Annotated in this window: 20 protein-coding genes; 10 read left to right on the top strand and 10 right to left on the bottom strand. The window is 67.3% G+C overall.

The annotated features are described in order from the left end of the window. The first annotated feature begins 1 nt into the window (after position 1). The 5 genes from H587_RS0113990 to H587_RS0113970 all read left to right on the top strand — a co-directional run bounded on the left by H587_RS0113990 (position 2) and on the right by H587_RS0113970 (position 6,774). On the top strand, positions 2-2,197 hold the full coding sequence (locus tag H587_RS0113990) for a sensor histidine kinase NtrY-like (RefSeq protein WP_027176778.1): 2,196 nt from the start codon (positions 2-4) through the stop codon (positions 2,195-2,197). 64 nt (positions 2,198-2,261) lie between these two features. After that, the gene (locus H587_RS0113985; protein WP_027176777.1) at positions 2,262-3,182 is read left to right on the top strand and encodes a TIGR01777 family oxidoreductase; all 921 of its coding nucleotides are present in this window, start codon (positions 2,262-2,264) and stop codon (positions 3,180-3,182) included. Next, positions 3,179-4,591: an HD domain-containing phosphohydrolase gene (locus H587_RS0113980; protein WP_211219514.1), complete on the top strand. Its 1,413-nt coding sequence runs from the start codon at positions 3,179-3,181 to the stop codon at positions 4,589-4,591. The genes H587_RS0113985 and H587_RS0113980 overlap by 4 nt, the downstream gene beginning before the upstream one ends. A gap of 36 nt (positions 4,592-4,627) precedes the next feature. Continuing rightward, the gene (locus tag H587_RS0113975; RefSeq protein WP_027176775.1) at positions 4,628-6,052 is read left to right on the top strand and encodes a sigma-54-dependent transcriptional regulator; all 1,425 of its coding nucleotides are present in this window, start codon (positions 4,628-4,630) and stop codon (positions 6,050-6,052) included. A gap of 56 nt (positions 6,053-6,108) precedes the next feature. Continuing rightward, entirely contained in the window at positions 6,109-6,774 is a 666-nt protein-coding gene (locus tag H587_RS0113970; protein WP_027176774.1) for a CatA-like O-acetyltransferase, read from the top strand. Between the two features lie 32 nt (positions 6,775-6,806). On the opposite strand, the gene H587_RS19860 is transcribed toward H587_RS0113970, so the two are convergent. From H587_RS19860 to H587_RS0113945, 5 genes are read right to left on the bottom strand one after another with little or no spacing between them, the layout of a single operon-like run. Beyond that, positions 6,807-7,586, bottom strand: a complete 780-nt coding sequence (locus H587_RS19860) for a glycosyltransferase family 2 protein (protein WP_051202895.1) — start codon at positions 7,584-7,586, stop codon at positions 6,807-6,809. Between the two features lie 8 nt (positions 7,587-7,594). Beyond that, positions 7,595-7,993, bottom strand: coding sequence for a response regulator (locus tag H587_RS0113960; RefSeq protein WP_027176773.1), 399 nt, complete (start codon positions 7,991-7,993; stop codon positions 7,595-7,597). A 17-nt stretch (positions 7,994-8,010) separates the two neighbouring features. Beyond that, positions 8,011-8,940, bottom strand: a complete 930-nt coding sequence (locus H587_RS18840) for a sensor histidine kinase (RefSeq protein ID WP_051202892.1) — start codon at positions 8,938-8,940, stop codon at positions 8,011-8,013. 3 nt (positions 8,941-8,943) lie between these two features. Beyond that, positions 8,944-9,336: a response regulator gene (locus H587_RS0113950; RefSeq protein ID WP_027176772.1), complete on the bottom strand. Its 393-nt coding sequence runs from the start codon at positions 9,334-9,336 to the stop codon at positions 8,944-8,946. Between the two features lie 15 nt (positions 9,337-9,351). Continuing rightward, a complete protein-coding gene (locus H587_RS0113945) occupies positions 9,352-11,016 on the bottom strand; it encodes a sensor histidine kinase (protein WP_027176771.1) in 1,665 nt (554 codons plus the stop codon). Positions 11,017-11,152: 136 nt separating this feature from the next. Between H587_RS0113945 and H587_RS19855 the strand changes: the two genes are divergently transcribed. Next, positions 11,153-12,070 carry a DNA-binding response regulator gene (locus H587_RS19855; protein ID WP_051202890.1) on the top strand — a complete coding sequence of 306 codons (918 nt, stop codon included), beginning with the start codon at positions 11,153-11,155 and terminating at the stop codon, positions 12,068-12,070. On the opposite strand, the gene H587_RS0113935 is transcribed toward H587_RS19855, so the two are convergent. Both H587_RS0113935 and H587_RS0113930 read right to left on the bottom strand, forming a co-directional pair. Then, entirely contained in the window at positions 12,027-12,803 is a 777-nt protein-coding gene (locus H587_RS0113935) for a response regulator (protein ID WP_027176770.1), read from the bottom strand. The genes H587_RS19855 and H587_RS0113935 overlap by 44 nt on opposite strands. Before the next feature lie 112 nt (positions 12,804-12,915). Then, positions 12,916-14,322, bottom strand: a complete 1,407-nt coding sequence (locus tag H587_RS0113930; RefSeq protein ID WP_027176769.1) for a sigma-54-dependent transcriptional regulator — start codon at positions 14,320-14,322, stop codon at positions 12,916-12,918. A 242-nt stretch (positions 14,323-14,564) separates the two neighbouring features. On the opposite strand from H587_RS0113930, the gene H587_RS18830 reads away from it, so the two are divergent. Continuing rightward, positions 14,565-14,879, top strand: a complete 315-nt coding sequence (locus H587_RS18830) for a phage regulatory CII family protein (protein WP_051202888.1) — start codon at positions 14,565-14,567, stop codon at positions 14,877-14,879. Between the two features lie 179 nt (positions 14,880-15,058). Here the strand turns inward: H587_RS18830 and H587_RS0113920 are convergent, their stop codons facing one another. Both H587_RS0113920 and H587_RS0113915 read right to left on the bottom strand, forming a co-directional pair. Next, entirely contained in the window at positions 15,059-15,901 is an 843-nt protein-coding gene (locus tag H587_RS0113920) for an HDOD domain-containing protein (protein ID WP_027176768.1), read from the bottom strand. Further along, positions 15,898-16,377, bottom strand: coding sequence for a chemotaxis protein CheD (locus H587_RS0113915; protein ID WP_027176767.1), 480 nt, complete (start codon positions 16,375-16,377; stop codon positions 15,898-15,900). The genes H587_RS0113920 and H587_RS0113915 overlap by 4 nt, the downstream gene beginning before the upstream one ends. Positions 16,378-16,679: 302 nt before the next feature. Here H587_RS0113915 and H587_RS0113910 point away from each other — a divergent pair, with 302 nt between their 5' ends. Both H587_RS0113910 and H587_RS0113905 read left to right on the top strand, forming a co-directional pair. Further along, on the top strand, positions 16,680-18,539 hold the full coding sequence (locus H587_RS0113910) for an N-acetylmuramoyl-L-alanine amidase (protein ID WP_051202885.1): 1,860 nt from the start codon (positions 16,680-16,682) through the stop codon (positions 18,537-18,539). Positions 18,540-18,558: 19 nt separating this feature from the next. Further along, positions 18,559-19,485, top strand: a complete 927-nt coding sequence (locus H587_RS0113905; protein ID WP_027176765.1) for a patatin-like phospholipase family protein — start codon at positions 18,559-18,561, stop codon at positions 19,483-19,485. A 75-nt stretch (positions 19,486-19,560) separates the two neighbouring features. On the opposite strand, the gene H587_RS0113900 is transcribed toward H587_RS0113905, so the two are convergent. Next, a complete protein-coding gene (locus tag H587_RS0113900) occupies positions 19,561-21,159 on the bottom strand; it encodes a sodium:solute symporter family protein (protein WP_027176764.1) in 1,599 nt (532 codons plus the stop codon). A gap of 143 nt (positions 21,160-21,302) precedes the next feature. On the opposite strand from H587_RS0113900, the gene H587_RS0113895 reads away from it, so the two are divergent. Next, positions 21,303-21,773 carry an HAD family hydrolase gene (locus H587_RS0113895; protein ID WP_027176763.1) on the top strand — a complete coding sequence of 157 codons (471 nt, stop codon included), beginning with the start codon at positions 21,303-21,305 and terminating at the stop codon, positions 21,771-21,773. Positions 21,774-21,822: the final 49 nt, after the last annotated feature.

The raw sequence follows: 21,822 nt of genomic DNA, 5'->3' as shown, positions 1-21,822 counted from the left end.
GATGAGCCCGGACACCATCAACGTGAGCGCCACGGACATCCGCGAGAGGAAGCGGCGACGGAGGGAGCTGACCCTGGCCCTGGTCTGTTTCCTGGCCGTGATCGTGCTCACCTGGGTGGAACTGCGCTTCCTGGGGGTCAATTCCTACCTCTTCCTGGGCCTCTTCAACCTGAACTTCATCCTCCTGCTCCTGGTGCTCTTCATCGTGGCCCGCAATGGCGTGAAGCTTCTTTTGGAGCGCCGCCGCAAGGTGCTCGGCTCCAAGCTGCGGACCCGGCTCGTGCTGGCCTTCATCTCGCTCTCGCTCATTCCCACGGTGCTCATGTTTCTGGTTTCGTTGAAGTTCGTGCAGACTTCGGTGGACTATTGGTTCAAGGGCCAGGTGGAGGACTCCATGCAGCAGGCCCTGGAGCTGGGCCGGGCCTTCTACGCCTCGGCCCAGGAGCGCCTGGAGCGCCGGGGCCGGACCATGCTGGGCGACATCCGGGCCCGGAACTACGCCTGGGGCGGCCGGGCCATGGACAAGTACCTGGACGAGAAGTTCGTGGAGTTCGACCTGAGCCTGCTGGGCATCGTCGGGCCGGACGCCAAGGATCTCAACCGGCACCCCGACCCCGGCTGGGAGACGCTCTGGCCGGAGATCAGGGAGCGGGTGGACTGGGAAGGGCTGCGCTCCACGCCGCGCTACTGGTCCACGATCATGCCCACGGCCGGGCAGGATCTCATCGTGGGTCTGCTGCCTGTGGACGAGGGCCGCCTGGGCTACCTCCTGGTGGGGGAAAACATCGGCCAGGGCCTGCTCTTCCGCCTGGACCAGGTGGTCCGGGGTCTGGACGAGTACAAGAAGCTCAAGACCCTCAAGTCGCCCTGGAAGATGACCCTCTACCTGACCCTCGGGGTCATGACCATGCTCATCCTCCTGGGGGCCATCTGGTTCGGTTTCCGGCTGGCCAAGGAGATATCCGCGCCGGTGCAGGCCCTGGCGGCGGGCACCGAGCGCGTGGCCAGGGGCGACCTTTCCGTGCGCCTGGAGGACCCCTCGGACGACGAACTGGGCTTCCTGGTCCAGTCCTTCAACCGCATGACCGAGGATCTTTCCGAGAGCCAGCAGAGCCTGACCGAGGCCAACGAGCGCCTGGCCCAGCAGAACAAGGAGCTGGAACGCCGGGGCCGCTACATCGAGGCCGTGCTCGACAACATCACCTCGGGGGTCATCTCCATGGACCCCCAGGGCTTCATCGGCACCGTGAACCAGGCGGCCCAGAACATCCTCGGCGTGGACGCGCGCTTTCTCATCGGCCGTCGGCCCATGGACCTGCTCTACGGCGAATTCGCGGAACTCATGAACGAGGCCTTCCTGGCCGTGACCGGCAATCCGGCCGCGTCCTGGCAGCGCGCCTTCGACCTGCCCCTGCCCAGCCGGTCGCTGAAGATCCTGGCCAGCGTGGTGGCCCTGCGCGGCGAGGACGGCCGTACGGCGGGCCTGGTGGCCGTGTTCGAGGACATCACCGAGTTGGAGAAGATCCAGCGTCTGGCCGCCTGGCGCGAAGTGGCCCGGCGCATCGCCCACGAGATCAAGAACCCGCTCACGCCCATCAAGCTCTCGGCCCAGCGGCTCCAGCGCCGCTTCGGCCAGTTCGCGGACGACACGGTCTTCGAGGAATGCACCGGGATCATCGTCAAGCAGGTGGAGCGCATGCAGCAGATGGTCACGGAGTTCTCCTCCTACGCCAAGCTGCCCGAGGTCACGCCCCGGCCCGGCTCCCCGGCCCCGCTCCTGGAGGAGGCCGTGGGCATGTTCGCCGTGACCCACCGCGAGATCGACTGGAGCCTGGACATCCAGGGCGTCATCCCGGAAATTCCCCTGGACCATGAGGCCATGCGCCGGGTGCTCATCAACCTCCTGACCAACGCGGCCGAGGCCCTGGAGGGGCAGGAGGGAGGCGCGGTGGCGGTCACGGCCCGGCACGACTCCGCGCGAGGGGTCGTGGAGCTGCGCGTCCGGGACAACGGCCCGGGATTCACCGCGGAGGAGCGCTCGCGCATGTTCGAGCCCTACTACTCGCGCAAGAAGACCGGCACGGGTCTGGGTCTGACCATCGTGCGCTCGATCATCACCGACCACCACGGCCAGGTGCGGGTGGAGCCCAACGCTCCCCAGGGTTCCGTGTTCATCGTCGAACTGCCGGATCGCTGATCGGAACATTAGAATCTGCACCGCCGTTCTTGAGTTTCTTGGCGGGAGCCCGTATCATTTTTGTATGCGCGTCTTCATCGCCGGAGGCAGCGGGTTCATCGGAACCGCGCTCTGCCGGGCCCTGATCCGGTCCGGACATTCGCCCGTGGTGCTCACCCGGGGGACGCCCCGCGCCCTGCCGCCCGAGGTCTCCGCCGTGGGCTGGAACGGCCGCGACGGGGAGGGCTGGACCCACCTGCTGGAGCGCGACTCGGCCGTGGTCAATCTGGCCGGAGAGAACATCGCCGCCGGGCGTTGGACGCCCGAGCGCAAGGAGCGCATCCTGCGCAGCCGTCTGGCCGCTGGTCAGGCCGTGGCCGAGGCCGTGGCCCGGGCCCCGGAGGCCCCGCGCGTGCTCGTCCAGGCCTCGGCCGTGGGCTGGTACGGTCCGCGCGGCCCCGAGTTGCTGGACGAGAGCGCCGCCTCGGGCCAGGGCTTTCTGGCCGAGGTCTGCCGCCGCTGGGAGGAATCCTCCGTCGCCGTGGAGGCCGGGGGAACGCGCCGCTGCGTCATCCGCACCGGCCTCGTGCTGGGCCCCGGCGGGGCGCTCACGCGCATGTTGCCGCCTTTCCGCTTTTTTCTCGGCGGCCCCCTCGGCGACGGCCGCCAGGGCGTGTCCTGGATTCACCTGGACGACGAGGCCCAGGCCATCCGCTTCCTCATCGAGAACGAGGACTGCTCCGGCCCCTACAATCTCACCGCCCCGGACCCGGTGGACTCGCGGACCTTCGCCAAAGCCCTGGGTCGGGCCCTTGGACGGCCCTCCTGGCTGCCCGCGCCGGGGGCCGCGTTGCGCCTCCTTTTGGGCGAAATGGCTTCCGAGGTTCTGCTTTCCGGTCAGTTCGTGCGGCCAACTCGGCTCCTCGCGGCGGGCTACCGTTTTCTGCGTCCCGACCTCGACGGAGCCCTGCGCGCCTCCCTGCATCCTTCCCGGGAGGCCGCATGATCTGCCCCAGGGATTTCACGCCGGGCCCGAAGGACCGTCGGGAGAGCATCCTGGTGGTCGAGGACGAGCGCATGGTGGCCCTGGACATCGAGCGGCTCGTGCGCGGCATGGGCTACGAGGTGATCGGGATCAGCGACTCGGGCGAGGAGGCCGTGGAGATGGCCCGCGCCCTGCGTCCCGGGCTGGTGCTCATGGACATCCGGCTCAAGGGGGCCATGGACGGCATCGAGGCCGCCGCGCTCATTCAGAAAATCCACGACACCCCAGTCATCTACCTCACGGCCTACGCCGACGACACCACCCTGGAGCGCGCCCGGCTCACCGGCCCCTTCGGCTACCTCATCAAGCCGTTCGAGGACCGGGAACTGCGCCTGACCATCGAGATGGCGCTCTACAAGCACCGGCTGGACGCCAAGCTCCTGGACAACCGCATCTGGTTGGCCACCACCCTGAAGAGCATCGGCGACGCCGTGCTGACCACGGACCCCGACGGCATGGTGCGCTTCCTGAACCCGGCGGCCGAGGCGCTGCTGCAGCGGGCCGAGGAGCAGGCGCGGGACATGCCCGTGTCCGAGGTCTTCCGGGTTCTGGACGAGGAGACCCTGGCCCCGCTGGCGCTGCCGTTGCCGGACCCCTCGGGCGGCGCGGCCAGCCGCGACATGCTCCTGGTCACCTCCTCCGGCGAGAAGCTGCCCATCTCCAGCAGCGTGGCGCCCATCGCCAACGAACAGGGCGAGCTTCTGGGCGCGGTGTTCGTCTTTCGCGACATCGCGGAGAAGAAGAAGGCCGAGGAGTCCCTGCGCCGGAGCGTGGCCCAGTTGCGCCAGACCCTGGAGGAGACGGTCAGCGCCCTGGCGGCCATGTCCGAGAAGCGCGACCTCTACACCGCCGGGCACCAGCAGCGCGTGGCCCATCTGGCCTGCGCCATGGCCGAGGAGATGGGACTTCAGGGCGACCGGGTCAACGGCCTGCGCGTGGCCGGGAAGCTTCACGACATCGGCAAGATTTCCGTGCCCGCCGAGATCCTGGCCAAGCCCTCGCGGCTCACGCCCATCGAGATGAGCATCATGAAGACCCACAGCGAGGCGGGTTTCGAGATCCTCAAGCGGGTTTCTTTCCCCTGGCCCGTGGCGCGCATGGTCCTCCAGCACCACGAGCGGCTGGACGGCTCGGGCTATCCCGAGGGCCTGCGCGGGGACGAGATCATGCTCGAGGCCCGCATCCTGGCCGTGGCCGACGTGGTGGAGGCCATGAGCTCCCACCGTCCCTACCGGGCCACCCTGGGCCTGGAGCGGGCCCTGGACGAGGTCGGCATGCACAAGGGCGGCCTCTACGATCCGGAGGCCGTGGACGCCTGCCTGCGCCTGTTCCAGCACAAGAACTTTACATTCGAGGCCGAGACCCCGTAGACTGCTCCCAGCGGACGACCGCCGGAGAACAGCACAATGGGTGGACAGATTCTCATCGTGGACGACGAGGAGGGCATCCGCACCTCCCTGCGGGGCATCCTCGAGGATGAGGGCCATTCGGTCCTGGAGGCCGAGAGCGGCGAGCGCGGCCTGGAGATCCTGGAGGCCGAGGCCCCGGACCTGCTTTTCCTGGACATCTGGCTGCCGGGCATGGACGGGCTGGCCGTGCTGGACCGTGTGCGCGAGGACCATCCCGGCCTGCCGGTGGTCATGATCTCGGGCCACGGCAACATCGAGACCGCGGTTTCGGCCATCAAGAAGGGGGCCTACGACTTCATCGAAAAGCCCCTGTCCCTGGAGAAGGTGCTCATCACCTCGGCCAAGGCCCTGGAGTTCTCCCGCCTGCGCCAGGAAAACCTGGCCCTCAAGACCCGCATCGAGACCGAGCAGACCTTCCGGCTCACCGGCGAGTCCGAGGCCATCCGGGAGTTGCGCCGGGCCATCGAGCAGGTGGCTCCGACCAACGCCTGGGTGCTCATCACCGGCGAGAACGGCACGGGCAAGGAGATCGTGGCCCGCTGCATCCACGCCCAGAGCCGCCGTTCGGAGCAGCCCATGGTGGCCGTGAACTGCGCGGCCATTCCCGAGGAACTCATCGAGTCCGAGCTGTTCGGCCATGAAAAGGGCGCCTTCACCGGCGCGGACAAGGCCCAGGCGGGCAAGTTCGAGCTGGCCGACGGCGGCACGCTCTTCCTGGACGAGATCGGGGACATGAGCCTGAAGACCCAGGCCAAGATCCTGCGTATCCTCCAGGAACAGCGCTTCGAACACGTGGGCGGCCGCAAGACCATCACCGTGGACGTGCGCGTCATCGCGGCCACGAACAAGAACCTCCTGGAGGAGATCGCGGCCGGGCGCTTCCGCGAGGATCTCTATTTCCGCCTCAAGGTCTTCCCCCTGGAGGTGCCGCCCCTGCGCGACCGGGCCGAGGACATTCCGCTGCTCATGGACGAGTTCGTGCAGGCCTATGTGCGCCAGAACGGACTCCGGCCCACGGAGTTCACGCCCGAGACCCTGGCCGTGCTCGCGGCCTACCCCTGGCCGGGCAACGTCCGGGAGCTGAAGAATTTCGTGGAGCGCATGCTCATCATGCATTCCGGGAAAGCGGTGGACCCCGGCCATCTGCCCCCGGAAATCCTCATCCACGCCTCGGCGGGCGAGGAGGAGGGGCAAGCGTCTTCCGGCGAGGGCGCGGACGATCTGGTTCTGGCCGCCGAAGCCCTGGTCCTGGGCAAGGGGCCCATGGACCTGAAGCAGGCCCGGGCCGACTTCGAGGCCGCCTTCCTGCGGGCCAAGCTGGCCGAATGCGAGGGCAACATCAGCAGACTGGCCAAGGCCGTGGGCCTGGACCGCTCCTCCCTCTACAAAAAACTCAAGGAATACGGCATCCTGGAAAGGTAGCGGGGCGGCATTCCGCGCCGGGATGCTTTTCGAGACAAGGGCTTCCGGAGTCGTGCATGACCATGCGCAAGATCGACATCGAGGCCTGGGAACGGAAGGAACATTTCTTCTTTTTCCAGAACAGGATCCGTCCGCAGGTGGAGGTGACCGCCCTCTTGGACGTGACGCGGTTGGCGGCCTATCGGAACGCCCTGGGCGCCGGGAGCAGGCCGCGCCTGTCGGACATGCTCTACTTCCTGGCCGCCCGGGCGGCCAACGGCATCGAGGAGTTCCGGCAACGCCTCGTGGAGCGGGCCCCCGTGGTCTTCGACAGGGTGGACTTGGCCTTTACCTACGTGCCCAAGGGGCGGCGGCTGCACGCCAACTGCGTGGCCGCGTACTCCGAACGCTTCGGCGAGGCCGCGGCGGCGATCGAGGCCGCGCGGTCGGCGGCGGACGCGCACCCGACCCTGACTCCGGCGGGCGGCGGCGGGCAGGACATGCTCTACTTCAGCATCGTGCCCGGGCTCCGCTTCAGCTCCATAAGCAACCCCTGGGGCGATCCCTGGGCCGATTCCGTGCCGCGCATCATCTTCGGCCAGGTGCATGAGGTTCCCGGAGGCGGGCAGGCGGCGCCCGTGTCCGTGGAGGTTCTGCACAGCTTCATCGACGGACGGCACATCGAGGCGTTCTTCGAGTCCATGCGGGCGGCCTCGGACGACGCCGAGCGGACCTTCGCCTAGAACGGCTGGCCGATCGGGAAGGGGCGCGAGCCTCAAGCGGGCGGTTTTGCCCATTCCCAGCCCGCCACCTCGGCGCGGAGCTGTTCCGGAGTCAGGGCTTCGATGCGTCGCAGCTCGGCCAGATTGGCTTGGTGGCGCGGGCTCTCCGGGCCGATGAGCCCAGGGGGACGAGGATGGGCCAGATGGAAGATGGGGCCCGGGATGCGCGCGATCCGGCAACCCAGGATGGACAGCCGCCGCACCCGCTCGTCGTCCTCGCAACCCCAGCCGTACATCAGCTCGTTTTCCAGCCCGGCCTCGAAGTAGGCCTCGCGACGCAGGAAGGCCGCCCCGCCGTAGACGTCCGCGTGGCGCAGCGGGCAGTTCTCCTCCGAGAGACCGTCCAGGGAGAGGGTGGCGTGGATGCGCGCGATCTCCGGCTCCTCCACGTTCAGGCAGCGGCCGCCGAAGGGCAGGACCATGTGGCAGCCCCGGGCGGCCAGATCCCGGGCCGCCAGGTACTTGCCCGGCGGCAGGAGCACGTCCGTGTCGTGGGTCAGAACCAGGTCCGTGCGGGCCATGCGGGCGAGGGCGTTCAGGCAGCGGGTCTTGTGGAAGTGCTCGGAGCGGGCCTCGAGAAAGACGTGTTCCAGCCGCCCCTGGAATTCGGGCAGGAAGTCCCCGGCCCGGGGGCGTTCGCCTTCCTCGCCGAGCAGCACCCGGACACGGAAATGGTGCAGCAGGTAGCGCAGGACCACCTTGAGGTTGCGGACCCGGCCCGTGGAGTCGAAGCGGGCCGGGATGAGCACGGTGACGTCCGGCAGGACGGTCATGCGGCGGATCAGCCCAGGTTGCGCTGCTCCACCTGGCGCTGTTCGAAGGCCAGGCTGATCATGCGCAGCAGTTCATCGGTCTTGCAGGGCTTGAGCAGGTAGTCGTAGGCTCCCATGTTGATGAGCTCCACGGCGTCGTCCACCGAGGCGTGGCCGGTGAGGACCACGACCTTGGCCGGGTTCCTGGCCTCGCCCAGTCGCCGAAGCACTTCCTTGCCCGAGAGCCCGGCCATCTTCATGTCCAGAAGGATCACGTCGTAGGGCTTGCGGGCCGCCTCGGCCAGGGCCTCCTCGCCGCCGGCGGCGTGACGGGCCTTGAGGCCGTTGGCTTCGAGGATTTTGACCATGTTCTGGCCGAAGCGCTCCTCGTCGTCCACCACGAGCACCTTGGCTGCGGTTGCGGTCATGGGTTCCTCCTTGGGGTTCAGGCCGCCTGGCGGCGAAGGGGCAGGACGACCTCGAAGCGGGCGCCCTGTCCGGGGGGGCTGGCGGCCTGGATGGTTCCTCCCAGCCGCTCCATGATGGTCAGGCACATGGAGAGCCCGAGACCCGTGCCCTGTCCGGGCGGCTTGGTGGTGAAGAACGGGTTGAAGATCTTGGAGATGTTTTCCGGCGAGATGCCCGGGCCGGTGTCGTCCACCGTGATGCGCACCCGGTCGCGGGCGGGCATGTCCGTGCTCACGGTCACGCTGCCCTGGCAGCCCACGGCCTGCATGGCGTTGTTCAGAAGATTCAGGATCACCTGGCGCAGCAGGGCCGGGTCCGTGGCCGCCGGGGGCAGGGCCGGGGCGTAGTTGCGGTGGATGACGATGGACTTGAGCCCGGCCTCCTTCTCCACCAGCAGGGCCATGTCCTCGGCCAGGGCGTTCACGTCCGTGTCCTGGACGATGGCCTCCAGCTTGCGCGAGAGCGAGAGGAGCTTGTGGGTGATCTCCCGGCAGCGTTCCACCTGGAGGGCGATCTGGCGTACGCCCTCGCGCGTGCCGTCCAACTCGGGCCGGGATTTGAGGGCCTCGGATTCGAGGTCCAGGAGCAGGAGTTCGGCCTCCTGGCCGATGACCGCCAGGGGGGTGTTGATCTCGTGCGCGATGCCCGAGGAGAGCTGGCCCACGGCGGCCATCTTCTGGGATTGCAGCAGCTCCTCGCCCAGACGGCATTCCTCCTGGCGGGAGCGCACGGTCTTGTCCGCCAGCCAGGATACGGCCCAGTATACGGCCCCGGCCGTGGCCAAGCCCAGGGCCAGCCGGCCCCATTCGGGCAGAAAGCGGGCCGCGAAGGCCGAGGTGAACACCAGCAGCGCCGGGCCCAGCCGCAGGAGCTTGCGTCCTTGCTCCGAATGCAGCAGGGGTTCCATGCCCTATTCCTGCCGCTTTTCGTTCAGGGCCTTGCGCTCGCGGGCCTTGTTGATGCGCACGAGCAGGTCCTCGATGTTGAAGGGCTTCATGATGAAGTCGTAAGCCCCGTGCCCCATGCCCTGGAGCCCGGCCTCCACGGAGCCGTGGCCGGTGAGCATGATGACCTCCACCAGGGGGTGGCGCTTCTTGATTTCCTTGAGGGTCTCGATGCCGTCCATGCCGGGCATCTTGAGGTCCAGGACGACCACGTCCACGGGTTCCTCCTGGAGCGTCTTCAGGGCCTCCTGGCCGCTGCCCGCTCCCAGGGCCAGGACGTTGCGTTTGTTGAAGCGGTTGACGAAAAGGTCCACGAATTCCTTTTCATCGTCCACGACGAGCACCCGCGCCTTCTCCATGTCACGCTCCCTTGGTCAGACCAGCGGTAAGAACACCGTGAAGGTGGAGCCCTTGCCTTCCTCGCTGCCCACCTCGATGCGGCCGCCCAGCTTTTCCAGGATGCCGTAGCAGATGGCCAGGCCCAGGCCCGTGCCCTCGCCGACCCTCTTGGTGGTGAAGAAGGGATCGAAGATCGTGTTCAGCTTTTCCTTGGGGATGCCGCAGCCGGTGTCCGCGATGGCCACGTAAATCTCGTGGCCGTTCTCGCTCTTGCCGGTGGACACGGTGATGCTGCCGTCCGAGCCCACGGCGTCGATGGCGTTGTCCAGGATGTTCAGGATCACCTGCTGGATTTGGGCCATGTCCGTGGTGGTGTTGGGAATGGACTCGTCCAGGCGTTTGATGATCTCGATGTTGCGGTGCAGGGCCTCGCTCTCCAGGAACTTCAGGGTCTGGTCCGTGAGCAGGTTCAGGGAGACGTTCTCCTGCATGGGCTCCATGCGCCGTCCGAAGCCGAGCATGCGGTGGGTCACGGCCTTGGCCCGGTCCACGTGTATCTCGATCTTGTTGGCCGCGGTGTCGATCTCCTCCAGGTGGAGCATCTTCTCCGGATCCTCGTCGATGAGGAGATCCTTGATCCAGCCCGCGCTTTCGCGGATGAGCGTGAGCGGATTGTTCACCTCGTGGGCCACGCCCGCGGCCAGCTTGCCCAGCGCGGCCATCTTGCTGGACTGCATGAGCGAGGCGTCCAGGGCGGCCTTCTCGCGATCGGCCTTGATGAGCTTGTTGATGATCGAACGGGCGGTCAGGGCCGCGCCGGTGATGATCAGCAGGATGCCTCCGGCCACCATGGCGGCCGCGATGGACTGGGCGCGCACCAGAGCCGAGAGCTCCTCCTTGGGATCCTCCATGATGACCAGGAGCCAGGGCACGCGCTGGAGCCAGGCCATGCCCACGATCATGGTCCGGTCCTTGACCGGACGTTCCTCGATGATCGTGCCGTCCTTGTTCCCGGCCATGGTCGGGCTGGGCAGGGTCATGGAAAGCTTGCTCATCACCGGCCCGGCGAAGCGGGAACTGGTCTGGAGCACGCCCTCGGCGTTGACCAGGTAGGCGTCGCCCAGTTCGCCCGCGTGGATGCCCCGGACCAGGGAGCTGAACGCCTCGGAATCGATGGTGGCCCGCAGAATCCAGGTCCGGTCGCCCTCGCGGCGCATGACCGCGATGATGAAGTGCGGGAATTTGCGGAAGCCCATGAACACGTCCGAGACGTATTGGCCCTTGAGCATGGTCTCGTGGAACCAGGGCTCGTCCTTGTAGTTCACGCGCTTGAGGGAGAATGGGCCGACGTAGGCCATGTGCTCGCCGTTCTGGTCGATGACGCCCAGGTCGACGTAGGACTTGGAGTTGGTCTGGATGACGTTGAAGATGGCGTTGAGTCGGGCGGGGTCGGAGAGTTGCTGGTAGGAGTGGGTGTAGGCCAGGCTTTTGAGCTGGGACACCCGTTCATCGAGAAAGATGTCCAGGGCCTTCTGGCGGTTGTCCACCGCTCGTTCCAGGTTGCGTGCGAGCTTCTCGTGGTAGGTCTTTGAAAATTGGAGATGGACGAAGAATCCCAGCGCGAACAACGGCACCAGGGAGAAAACCAGGGTTACGGTCATGATCTTGCGGCGCAGCCGTCCGTATCCTTGGGTATCCATCCCTCCCTCCGGGTATGCCCCGTTTTTTAGCAGAGAGTTGCATGGGTTGCCAATCTTTTCTCCTGCTGGAGGTTGGCAGGGCGGCCCTCGCCGTTTATAGGGAAGATGCCGCATGTTCCGGAACGGGAGGATCGCGATGAGGGATACGCAGACGACGGCCAGGGCCCGCATCCTGGTGGTGGACGACGATCCGGTCTTCCGCGTCTATTTCGCGGGCATCCTTGAGGACATGGGGCACGAGCTCCTGGAGGCCGCCGACGGCGAGGAGGGGTTGCGGCGCTTCCGCGAGGCCGCGCCGGACATGGTCCTGCTCGACCTGCGCATGCCCCGGCTGGACGGCTTGGCCGTGCTCGACGCCATGGCCGCCGAGGCCCCGGGAGTGCCCGTGGTGGTGGTTTCGGCCACCACCGAGATCCGCAACGCGGTGGGGGCGTTGCGGCGGGGAGCCTGGGACTACGTGGTCAAGCCCATCCAGGATCCCGACCTTCTGCGGCATGTGCTGGACAAGGCCCTGGCCCACGCCCGCGTACTGCGCGAGAACTGGCGCTATCACGAGCGCTTGGCCGAAGAGGTCCGCGCCAAGACCCTCGAACTGACCGAGGCCAACGAGCGCCTGGCCCAGGAGAAGTCGCAGGTGGAGGGCATGAACGTCACCCTGCGCAACGTGCTCGGCGCGGTGGAGCGGGAGAAGCGGGCCATCGTCCAGGAATTCGGCGCGGGGATCGTCGGCCGCGTCCTGCCCGTGGCCGAGCGCATGGCCCGGGAGTCCTCCCCGGAGGTGCGGGCGCGTTTCCTCACGGTGCTGCGCGAGGAGTTGTCCAGGCTCTGCGGCGACGGCGGGCCGGGGCCGGCCCTGTTCGGCCTGACTCCCACGGAGATGGAGGTCTGCCGCTATCTGGAGCTGGGCAGGGGGAGCAAGGAGATCGCCGATCTATTGAACTGCTCCATGGAGACCGTGCAGACCCACCGCAAGAACATTCGGGCCAAGCTCGGGATCAAGGGCGAGAAAGTCAACCTGAGCGCGTTCCTGCGCACCCGGGCTCCGGCGCGTTGACGGCCGGGGCGCCCCGGCGTGAGCGCAGCTCGCGCTCCAGCGAATCCAGAGAGTGGAGCAGGCCCTCCAGGCAGCGGTCCAGTTCGCCGCCGTCCCGGGCGCAGGTCTCCAGGGCCCGCGCCGCCTCCTGCAATCCGAGCGCGCCCACCAGTCCGGCCGAACCCTTGAGGGAATGGGCCTGATGTTCCAGGGCCGCGTTGTCCCCGGAGTCGCGTCCCTGGAGCAGGGCCCGGCGGCGGGGCGGGATGTCGTCCAGGAACGTGGCGCAGATGCGCTCGTACAGCTCCCGCTTGCCGTTCAGGTTGTCCAGTCCCTTGCGCACGTCCAGCACCGGCCGCCCGAAGACGTTCGGGCAGAGATCCCGGATGGTCTCCATCAGAGCCTCCAGGCGCACCGGCTTGGCCGTGAAGGCGTTCATGCCGGTCTCCAGGCAGCGGCGGCGGAATTCGGGCAGCGAGTGGGCCGTGACGGCCACGATGGGCACGCGGCGGCCGACCTCTCCCGCCTCGCCCAGACGGATGCGGCGGGTGGCCTCGAAGCCGTCCATGAGCGGCATCTCCAGGTCCATGAGCACGATGTCGCAGGGCCCCTCGGCCAGGGCGGCCAGGGCCTCCAGGCCGTTGGTCGCGACGCGGGCGGCGTGGCCCAGATCCGCGAGGAAGCAGCAGACCACCTCCCGGTTCACGGGATTGTCCTCCACCACCAGGACGGTCAGCGGTCGTTTCGGGCTCATGTGCCGGGTTGCGCTCCACGGAATGGACATGGGTATGCGCTGGACGATACCTTCTCCAGCATATGCCCCAAGGCGGAGGGAAAGGCAAGGCGGAAGGCCGGAAAAAGGCGTCTCAGGTCCTGCCGCCGGAACGTCCGGCGCCGTGCTTTTTCAGCAGTTGGTAAAGCCGCGCGGGCTTGAGCCCGGATATCCGGCAGGCGTGGATCATGTCGCCCCGGCAATGGGCGGCGAGGTCGCGGAAGTAGAGCCGCTCGATGACGTCCATGGCCTTGTCGCGGTATTCTCGCCAGGGTTGCAGCTCGGGCATGGGCATGCCCTCCCGCCCGTCCCCCGGCGGGCCGGCGGAGGGCCGGGCCGCCTCGCGGACGAGCTTCACCCGCAGATCCATGGGCAGGTGCTGGGGGTAGAGGGTCGGCTCGGCCTGGGCCGAGGCCAGACTCGTCTCCAGAACCTGGAAGAGTTCGCGCACGTTGCCTGGCCAGTCGTGCCGCCAGAGAGCCTGAACGAAGTCCGGCGAGACGCCCTTGATGCCGCCCTGGAAGCGGCCGCCCGTGCGGGCCAGGTAATGATGCACCAGATCCTTGATGTCGTCCTTGCGCTCCCGCAGGGGCGGCAGTTCGATGACGAAGGCCCGCAGCCGGAACATGAGATCCACCCGGAAGGTCCGCTGTTCGGCCATGGCCGCGATGTCCCGGTTGGTCGCGGCCACCAGGCGGAAACGGCTCTCCACCTCGCGGGTGGAGCCCACGGGCCGGAAGCGGCGTTCCTGGAGCACGCGCAGGAACTTGGCCTGCAAATCCAGGGGCAGTTCGCCGACCTCGTCCAGGAAGAGGGTGCCGCCGTGGGCTTCGCGCACCAGGCCGTCGCGGGCCGTATCCGCGCCGGTGAAAGCCCCCCGGGCGTGGCCGAAGAGGATGCTCTCGGCCAGGGTGGCGGGCAGGGCCGTGCAGTCCACGACCACGAAGGGTTCCTGGCGTCGGCGGCTGTTCTCGTGAATGGCCCGGGCGAAGAGTTCCTTGCCCGTGCCGGTTTCGCCGCTGATGAGCACATCCACTTCGCAGGCCGCGGCCTGGGCCAGGCGGTCCAGGCAGATACGCAGCCGGGGACTTTCGCCGACAAGATTGTCGCGTTGGAGGATGCGCGGCTCGAGGTCCGCCCGCCGGGCGCGTGAGCGCAGGGCGCGGCGCAGCGGGGCCAGCGCCAGTTGAGGTGCGCAGGGTGTGCCCAGGCACTCCCAGGCTCCGCTGCGCAGGGCGTCTTCCATGGCGGCTGGGTCGCTTTCGGAGGCCAGGGCGATGATCTCCGGCGGATCGGGCAGAGCCCGCAGACGCGCCAGCAGATCCTCCCCGCCGGGCAGATCCAGGTCCAGGCAGACGGCGTCGTAGACCTGCCCGCGCGTCAGATTCAGCACGATCTCGCCGTCTCCGGCCAAGTCCACCTGGTGCCCCTCGTCGCGAACGGCCCCGGCCAGGTCGATCCGCCGCTGCTCGTCCCCGTCCGCGATGAGAACCCGCGCCATGTCCGCCTCCCCAAATCCCCCGCCCGTCACGGGTTGTGATTGTCAAATGCTATCGCATGATTGCCGGGAAAAAAACAGGAAAAAACCGCTCCGGCAGAAAGAAAGAGATTTGTGAATATGGGGAGTCTTGCCCGAAATGACGGCCATGGTGTATAGTGCAATGGAATTTTCTTTTCCGATCGTGGCTGGGGCGGGACTCAGCCCAAACGGCGACCGGTGCAAGGACTCCAAGGGGGGGCGGCATGAAAGGCGAGATCATCAGGCAGGCGCAGCAGGCCGTGCTGGAAGGCGGGAAACCGGCTCGGGAGGTGGCCGAGGCCATCGGCAAGCCCTATTCCACGCTTTTGCGTGAACTCAATCCCTTCGACGCGCAGGCCAAGCTCGGCGCGGAGACCCTGCTGGAGATCATGCGCGTGACCGACAATGTGGACCCTCTGCGGACCATGGCCAAGGCCCTGGGGTTCGAACTGGTGGGCGTCTGCCTGCCCGCGCGCGCGGCCCGGAGCCGGCGTTCCCGGCTGGATGGGGAGCGGGATCGGGCGGCCAAATCTGCTTGAGGGCTGTTGGCGACGCGGCCGCCCGAGGAAAGGGCCGGGAAGAATCCCGGCCCTGGGGGAGGATGGAGGTTGGGAAGCCTCCGGGGAGTTCGGCTTGTCCAGCTCGGCACGTCGCCTGAACCCACCTTCCGTATACCAGGAAAGCGAAACGGCGGGGCATTATAATCTCGCTTTCGGCTTCAACTGAACAGGGCCCGCACCTCATCCAGGGCCGTGATCACCGAGGCCAGGGCCGTCTCCAGTCCCGCCGTGTCCAGCCCCAGGCGTCGGGCCGCCTCCGGAGACGGGCGGTAGTTGAGTCCGTCCAGACCCACTCCGAGCCCGGTCATCATGGCCAGGGCGCTGCCCATGTGCACCAAGTCCAGAGCCAGATCCCGGCGAGGGGCCTGTTCGGTTTTCAGTCGCCAGCGCACCACGTAGACGATGGATTCGGGCAGACGCCAGTGCTCCAACAGGGCCGCGCCCACCTCGTCGTGGCTGACGCCGAGCACGGCCTCCTCCGCTTCTTCGAAGCTCAGGCCCCGGCGCGTGACGATGTCCAGGATGGGTGCGGCGTCCACCTCCAGAAAGGTGCCGAGCACGATCTTGCCGATGTTGGACAGGAGCGCCGCGGTGAAGGTGTGGTCCGGCGCGGTCAGGCCCAGTTCGCGGGCCACGGTCCGCGCGGCCACGGCGGTGACCACCGAATGTTCCAGGAGCATGCCTCGGGGCAGGCCGTAGCCCTTGATCTCGGCGCGCATGCAGGGGATCACGCCGCAGGCGATGAGCAATTGGAAGACCTGTCCCGCGCCGAGCCGGACCACGGCCTCGCGCAGGGAGGTGATGGTCCGCAGGCCGCCGAAATAGGAGGAGTTGACCAGCCGCAGGACGTTGGCGGTCAGGCCGGGGTCGTACTCGATGATCCGGGCCAGTTCGCCCATGTCCGCGTCCGCGTCCGCGAGCAGATCGATGGCCTGCCGGATGGCCGATGGCAGGGCCTCCACGGTCTTGACGCGGGCCAGGATTTCCTCGCGTCGGCTCATAGGTCGTGCTCCTTGCCGAAGGTCTTGACCGACACCCTGCCGGTGTCCGTGAACAGGGTCAAGCCGCGCGGGATGGAGCCGCCGAATTCCGCGGCGGCCAGGGTGAAGCCGTGGCGGGTGAGCAGCTCTCGCAACACTTCGGTGTTGCGTGCTCCGGTATGGAAGAGGTCGTCGCCGCGCATGTCGGCCCCCCCCGCGGCCTTGAGAATGATGCTTTCCCGGGTGGCGCCCATGCGGAAGAGGGTCTTGAGCATGGTTCCCACGCCGGTGTTCACGAACATGTACGGATTTTCCTGGGCCCGCAGGGGTGAAGAGGTGGACAGCGGCAGCAGGCAGTGGATGAGGCCTCCCACCAGGGCCTTGGGATCCCAGGCGGCCACACCCACGCAGGAGCCCAGGGAGTAGGTCGTGAGCACGTCCCCCGGTTTCCTGGAGACCTTCATGTCCGAGATGTTGACCACGATCACCTGCTGCATGGGACTCCCGGGAAGACACCGCCTTTCTCTCGAATATGCAGGCTATTCGGAATCAAGGCAACGCCTCGGAACAAAAAATCACATCCGTTCCTTCCGTCGGAGGTCGGTGTTCCGCCGGGATTTCGCCCGGTCGGTCTGGACTTTTTTTAGATTTTCACGGAGTATGCTCTTGCCAGCAGGGGAACGGCCGGCGTTTCCCCGCATCGCCAAGTCGCCCCGCGAACCGGGTCGCCCACGGCGGCCCACGCCGACGCTTGGCCTCGCCGCGTTCCGGCGGCGGGGCGTGAGCCTGGAACCGGAACATGCGCTTGAATCTGTCGCGGCCTTTCCTCTCCTCCCTTCGCCGGGGCCTGGCTCCGGCGCTCCTCGCTTGCGTCCTGATCCTGGCGGCGACCCCGTCCCAGGCGGCCACCGCCGCCGAGCAGTTTTCCCAGGCCTACAAGGATTTTTATTCCCTGACCAAGGACTCCAAGCGCGCCAAGCTGCGGCACGAATGGGACAAGGTCGGGGAGTCCTTCGCCGAGATTCTCAAGAAGAACCCCAAGAGCGGCGTGGCCCCAAAATGTCTGTTCTATCTCGGCCGGGTCCAGGAGGAGCTGGGCGACCGGAGCGGCAGCGACAAGGACTACGCCAAGGCGCTGGAGTTCTACGCCCAGTTCGTCAAGCGCTACCCCCGTCACGGCTGGGCCGACGACTGCCTGTACCGGTCGGCGGAATTGCGCATCAATCGCCTGGACCAGACGGCCCAGGGACGCGAGGATCTGGAGACCCTGCTCAAACGGCACCCCAAGGGCGATCAGGCGGCCAAGGCCCGCAAGCTCCTGGCCCAGACTCCGACGCCCAAGGCCGCTCCGGCGCCCAAGGCGCAGGCCCCGGCCAAGCCCGCGCCCCGTCCGGCTCCCGCCCAGGCCGCCGCCGAGCCCGAAACCCCGACCCATGAATCCCCGGCCGGCATCAAGGGCCGCCCGGCGGGCTCGGGCCGCGCCGTGCTCGGCGAGGTCCGTTACACCAGCAGCGACGACTACACCCGCGTCATCCTGGACGTTTCCGGGGAGGTCAAGTACCGCTACCAGCTTCTGCCCCCGGCCCCGGAGGTGAACCGCCCCCACCGGCTCTATGTGGACTTGGCCGAAACCACCGTGGGCAAGGGTGTGCCGCCGCAGGTCAAGGTTTCCGACGGCATCCTGCGCAATATCCGCAGCGGCCAGAAGGATCCGGACACCACCCGGGTGGTCATCGATTTCCAGGAACTTCAGGATTACAAGGTCTTTCCCCTTTCCGACCCCTACCGTCTGGTGATCGACGTCTACGCCTCGGCCAAGGAAGAGAAGCCCGCCCGCGCGGTGCTCAAGCCCGAGCCCGAGGACGAGCCCGCGCCCGCTCCGGCGAAGAAGTCCCGCAAGGGCAGTCCGATCAAGCCGCTCAAGCTCAAGGGCAGCAAGAGCATGGCCAACAACCTGATCGAGCAGCTGGGCCTGACCATCGACACGATCATGATCGATCCGGGCCACGGCGGCCGGGATGGCGGCGCGGCCGCCAACGGTCTGCGCGAGAAGGACGTCAATCTCCAGTTCGCCAAGATCCTGGGCCGCAAGCTCAAGGACCAGGGCTTCAACGTTCTCTACACGCGCACCACGGACATCTTCATCCCCCTGGAGAAGCGCACGGCCATGGCCAACGCCCGCAAGGCCGACATCTTCATCTCCATCCACTGCAACGCCAACACCGACAGCCGGGTCAGCGGCCTGGAGACCTACACCCTGAACTTGGCCCGCACTGAGGACGCCGTGCGCGTGGCCGCCCGTGAGAACGCGGTGGACGCCAAGCGCATCAGCGACCTGCAGTTCATCCTCACCGACCTCATGCTCAACTCCAAGATGAAGGAGAGCACGGATCTGGCCAAGGGCGTGCAGCGCGAGGTGGTCAAGTCCGTACGCGCCAACTGGAGCCTGCGCGACCACGGCGTGCGCGAGGCTCCATTCTACGTGCTCATGGGCGCGAAGATGCCCGCCGTGCTCGTGGAACTGGGCTACGTCACCAACAAGGCCGAGGCCTCCCGCCTCAAGTCCGACTACTACCTGAAGTACCTCGCCGACGGCATCGTCGAAGGCGTCCTGGCCTACAAGCACCAGATCGAACGCTACGCCATGCGCGAGTTCTAGCGCGACGGAGGCCTCCCCTATGGACTTCGGATTGGCTCTGGGCGCTGGCGGCGCCCGCGGGCTGGCCCACGCCGGTCTTCTGCGCGGCCTGCTGCGGGCCGGGGTGCGGCCGCGCCGCGTGGCCGGCTCGAGCATCGGGGCCCTTGTCGGCGCGGTGTTCTGCGGAGGCGACCTGGAGGGTTTCTGCCGCTGGGCCGCAGATCTCTCCCGGCTGGAGGCCCTGCGCCTGGCCGATCCGGTCTTTCCCCGCGCCGGGCTTCTGGAGGGAGGGCGGCTCATGGAGACCCTGGGCGAGTTTCTGCGCGTCCGGCGGCTGGAGGACTGTTCGCCTCCGTTGGCCGTGGTGGCCGTGCGGGCCCGCGACGGCGAACCCCTGGTTTTGACCCATGGAACGCTTCTGGACGCCGTGAGGGCCTCCATCGCCGTGCCGGGCGTCCTCACGCCGGGGCTCTGGGAAGGACAGCCCATGCTCGACGGCGCGTTGGCCGAGCCCCTGCCCGTGGGACCATGCCGCCGCCTGGGGGGGGGCGCGGTGGTGGCCGTGGACGTGAGCCGTGACCTGCTGGAGCCCCAGGCGGAACGCAACGGGGATACCGCCTCGCCGCTCACCGGATTTCTCAAAGACAACGCCGCGCGTCTGCTCACGGCCCTGGGGCCGCGCCTGGGCGGCGGGCAGGCCCTGGCCGCCGAACTGTTGAACCGCTGGCTGGAGGAGGACGCGGGCGACCCGCTGCCGAGCATCGTGGAGACCATCATCGGCGCCCTGGGGATCGCCCAGCGGACCATCAAGGCCGAGCGGCTGCGCGCCGATCCTCCCGATCATCTCCTGGCCCCGGCCGTGGGGCACATCCGCTTTCTGGACTTCCATCGCGGGGCCGAGGCCCTGGCGGCCGGGGAGCGGGCCGCCGACGACCTGTTGCGGGTTCTGCCGAACGCGGCCGGTTAGGGACTTCCCCTCGGGAAAAACGAAAACGGCCCTGGAGCAAGCTCCAGGGCCGTTTTCGTTCGATGCCGGGTTTTCTCAGTAATTGCGCCAACACCGGTCCAGGTGCTCGGTCTCGAATTTCGTGCTCACCAGGCTCGCCAGCACGGCCAGGGCGAAGGACACCGGCAGGGCCATGACGTTGGGGTCCACGAATTGGAGCAGGAACGGCCAGGTGCCGGGGGCGGCTCCGGCCAGCAGCGTGCTCTGGTCCGTCAGGGCCTTGCATATTCCGAAGGTCTCGGCCAACTGCTTGTTGACGAAGAACATCCAGAACATGGAGGCGAGAAAGCCGCCGAAGAGCGAGGCCAGGGCCCCGGTCTTGGTCATGCCTCTCCAGTAGAGTCCCAGCAGGAATGCGGGCAGGAAGGAGGCCAGGCAGAGGCCGAAGAAGAAGGCCGTGGCCCGGGCGATGATGGATTCCGGCAGAACCCAGGCCCAAAGCAGGGTGATGAAGACCGTGGCCGTGACGGCCGCGCGGGCCACCGGGCCGGGCTTGGCCTTGGCGGTCTTGGAGAACTGTTCGCAGACGTCTCGGCCCAGGGCCGTGCCGCCCACGTGGTACTGGGAGGCCAGGGTGGACATGGCCGCCGCGAACATGGCCAGGAGGAAGAGCGTCGAATACCAGGGCGGCATGATGGTTTCGATGAACGTGGGGATGATCTTGTCCACGTTGCCCTGGGCCATGTCGATGGAGATCTTGCCGAACTGCTGGAAGAAGATCGCGTTGGACAGCGCCCCCACCACGTAGGCCACGCCGGGGATGAGCAGGATGAACAGTCCGCCGTAGATCACGCCCCGGTTCAGCTCCCGGTCGCTGGGCACGGTCATGAAGCGCACGATGAGCTGGGGCTGGGCCAGGACGCCGAAGCCCACGCCGTAGATGAGCGAGGTGTACATGATCATCCACAGCGGCGAGGGGAAGGCGATGCCTTGGGTCCAGCCCAGGAGACCGATGGCCTTGAGCTTTTCCGGCACCAGCGGGGCCATGTCCGTGAGCGTCTGGTGGGCCTGGGCCACTCCGCCGAGCTTGGAGTAGGCCACCACCAGGAGCATGAGCATCATGCCGACCATGATGGCTCCCTGGAAGGCCTCGGTGTACATGACGGCCTTCAGTCCGCCGGTGATGACGTACACCGCCAGGATCAGCGTCATGAGAACCAGGGCCAGGTGGAAGTCCACGCTGAGCGAGACCTCCATCATTCGGCAGATGCCGATGAGCACGGCCGCGGCGTAGAGCGGGATGAAGAGGAAGATGACCGCCCCGGAAAAGGACTGCATGAACTTGGAACGGTAGCGACGCCCGAGAAGTTCCGGGAAGGTGTGCGAATCCAGGGCCAAGCCCATGCGCCGGGTGCGCTTGCCGAAGATCGCGAAGGCCACGAAGATGCCCACGAAGATGTTCAGGAAAACGAGCCACATGATGGCGAAGCCGAAGTTGGCCGCCACTCCGCCGAAGCCGATGATGGCGCTGGTGGAGATGAAGGTCGCGCCGTAGGACATGGCCATGACGAAGGGGCCCATGCGCCGTCCGGCCAGCAGATAGTCCGCGTGGCTCTTGGTCTCCTTCCAGCCCTTGTAGCCCAGGTAGAAGACCACGGCGAAATAGATGACCGAGACGATCAGTTTGCTGACCATTGCGCTCCCCCGCTGTATGGCGATGCGGTCGAAAATCGAAGGGTTAGGAACTGTATGAGGGGGATTCCCCCGTGTCAAGACGCCCGTGCCCCTGGCGTGTCGACCCGTGATGGAGCATAATGGGGCGACGCGAGGAGGGCGGCATGATTCATCTGAACATTCCAGGCTTCAAGGATCTGCGGATCGAGCATCTCGTTCTGGATTACAACGGCACGCTGGCCCTGGACGGCGAGCTGCTGCCCGGCGTGGCGGAGGCTTTGCGTGTCCTGGCCGGAGAGGTCCGCGTGCATGTGCTCACGGCGGACACCCGGGGCAATTGCCGCGAACGGCTGGCCGGACTGCCGGTGACGGTGAGCGTGGTGGAGGGAAGCCCGGAGGATCAGGCCAAGCTGACCTACATCATGGGCCTGGGGCCCCGGGCCTGCGCCTGCGTGGGCAACGGGATCAACGACCGGCTCATGTTCGAACGCAGCGGGCTGGCCGTGGCCGTGCTCGGGCCGGAAGGGCTGGCAGTGCAGGCCTTGGAGGAGGCCGACCTGATGGTGTCGGACGTGCTTTCGGCCTTGAATCTCTTCCGCAATCCCCTGCGGCTCATGGCCGGTCTGCGGCGCTGAAGGCGTGTCGGCGTGAAAAGGCGCGGGGCCGCGCGGCGAAATGCCGCGC

It is taken from the genome of Desulfovibrio aminophilus DSM 12254, assembly GCF_000422565.1.
Classification (GTDB): Bacteria; Desulfobacterota; Desulfovibrionia; order Desulfovibrionales; family Desulfovibrionaceae; genus Aminidesulfovibrio; species Aminidesulfovibrio aminophilus.
The sequence above is the reverse complement of the archived record's forward strand: the minus strand, read 5'-3'. Positions and strand labels throughout refer to the sequence as shown.

What these genes read in the sequence shown, in the direction of transcription:
- H587_RS0113990 (WP_027176778.1), top strand. Translation starts at nt 2, where the DNA reads ATGAGCCCGGACACCATCAACGTGAGCGCCACGGACATCCGCGAGAGG.
- H587_RS0113985 (WP_027176777.1), top strand. Translation starts at nt 2,262, where the DNA reads ATGCGCGTCTTCATCGCCGGAGGCAGCGGGTTCATCGGAACCGCGCTC.
- H587_RS0113980 (WP_211219514.1), top strand. Translation starts at nt 3,179, where the DNA reads ATGATCTGCCCCAGGGATTTCACGCCGGGCCCGAAGGACCGTCGGGAG.
- H587_RS0113975 (WP_027176775.1), top strand. Translation starts at nt 4,628, where the DNA reads ATGGGTGGACAGATTCTCATCGTGGACGACGAGGAGGGCATCCGCACC.
- H587_RS0113970 (WP_027176774.1), top strand. Translation starts at nt 6,109, where the DNA reads ATGACCATGCGCAAGATCGACATCGAGGCCTGGGAACGGAAGGAACAT.
- H587_RS19860 (WP_051202895.1), bottom strand. Translation starts at nt 7,586, where the DNA reads ATGACCGTCCTGCCGGACGTCACCGTGCTCATCCCGGCCCGCTTCGAC.
- H587_RS0113960 (WP_027176773.1), bottom strand. Translation starts at nt 7,993, where the DNA reads ATGACCGCAACCGCAGCCAAGGTGCTCGTGGTGGACGACGAGGAGCGC.
- H587_RS18840 (WP_051202892.1), bottom strand. Translation starts at nt 8,940, where the DNA reads ATGGAACCCCTGCTGCATTCGGAGCAAGGACGCAAGCTCCTGCGGCTG.
- H587_RS0113950 (WP_027176772.1), bottom strand. Translation starts at nt 9,336, where the DNA reads ATGGAGAAGGCGCGGGTGCTCGTCGTGGACGATGAAAAGGAATTCGTG.
- H587_RS0113945 (WP_027176771.1), bottom strand. Translation starts at nt 11,016, where the DNA reads ATGGATACCCAAGGATACGGACGGCTGCGCCGCAAGATCATGACCGTA.
- H587_RS19855 (WP_051202890.1), top strand. Translation starts at nt 11,153, where the DNA reads ATGAGGGATACGCAGACGACGGCCAGGGCCCGCATCCTGGTGGTGGAC.
- H587_RS0113935 (WP_027176770.1), bottom strand. Translation starts at nt 12,803, where the DNA reads ATGAGCCCGAAACGACCGCTGACCGTCCTGGTGGTGGAGGACAATCCC.
- H587_RS0113930 (WP_027176769.1), bottom strand. Translation starts at nt 14,322, where the DNA reads ATGGCGCGGGTTCTCATCGCGGACGGGGACGAGCAGCGGCGGATCGAC.
- H587_RS18830 (WP_051202888.1), top strand. Translation starts at nt 14,565, where the DNA reads ATGAAAGGCGAGATCATCAGGCAGGCGCAGCAGGCCGTGCTGGAAGGC.
- H587_RS0113920 (WP_027176768.1), bottom strand. Translation starts at nt 15,901, where the DNA reads ATGAGCCGACGCGAGGAAATCCTGGCCCGCGTCAAGACCGTGGAGGCC.
- H587_RS0113915 (WP_027176767.1), bottom strand. Translation starts at nt 16,377, where the DNA reads ATGCAGCAGGTGATCGTGGTCAACATCTCGGACATGAAGGTCTCCAGG.
- H587_RS0113910 (WP_051202885.1), top strand. Translation starts at nt 16,680, where the DNA reads ATGCGCTTGAATCTGTCGCGGCCTTTCCTCTCCTCCCTTCGCCGGGGC.
- H587_RS0113905 (WP_027176765.1), top strand. Translation starts at nt 18,559, where the DNA reads ATGGACTTCGGATTGGCTCTGGGCGCTGGCGGCGCCCGCGGGCTGGCC.
- H587_RS0113900 (WP_027176764.1), bottom strand. Translation starts at nt 21,159, where the DNA reads ATGGTCAGCAAACTGATCGTCTCGGTCATCTATTTCGCCGTGGTCTTC.
- H587_RS0113895 (WP_027176763.1), top strand. Translation starts at nt 21,303, where the DNA reads ATGATTCATCTGAACATTCCAGGCTTCAAGGATCTGCGGATCGAGCAT.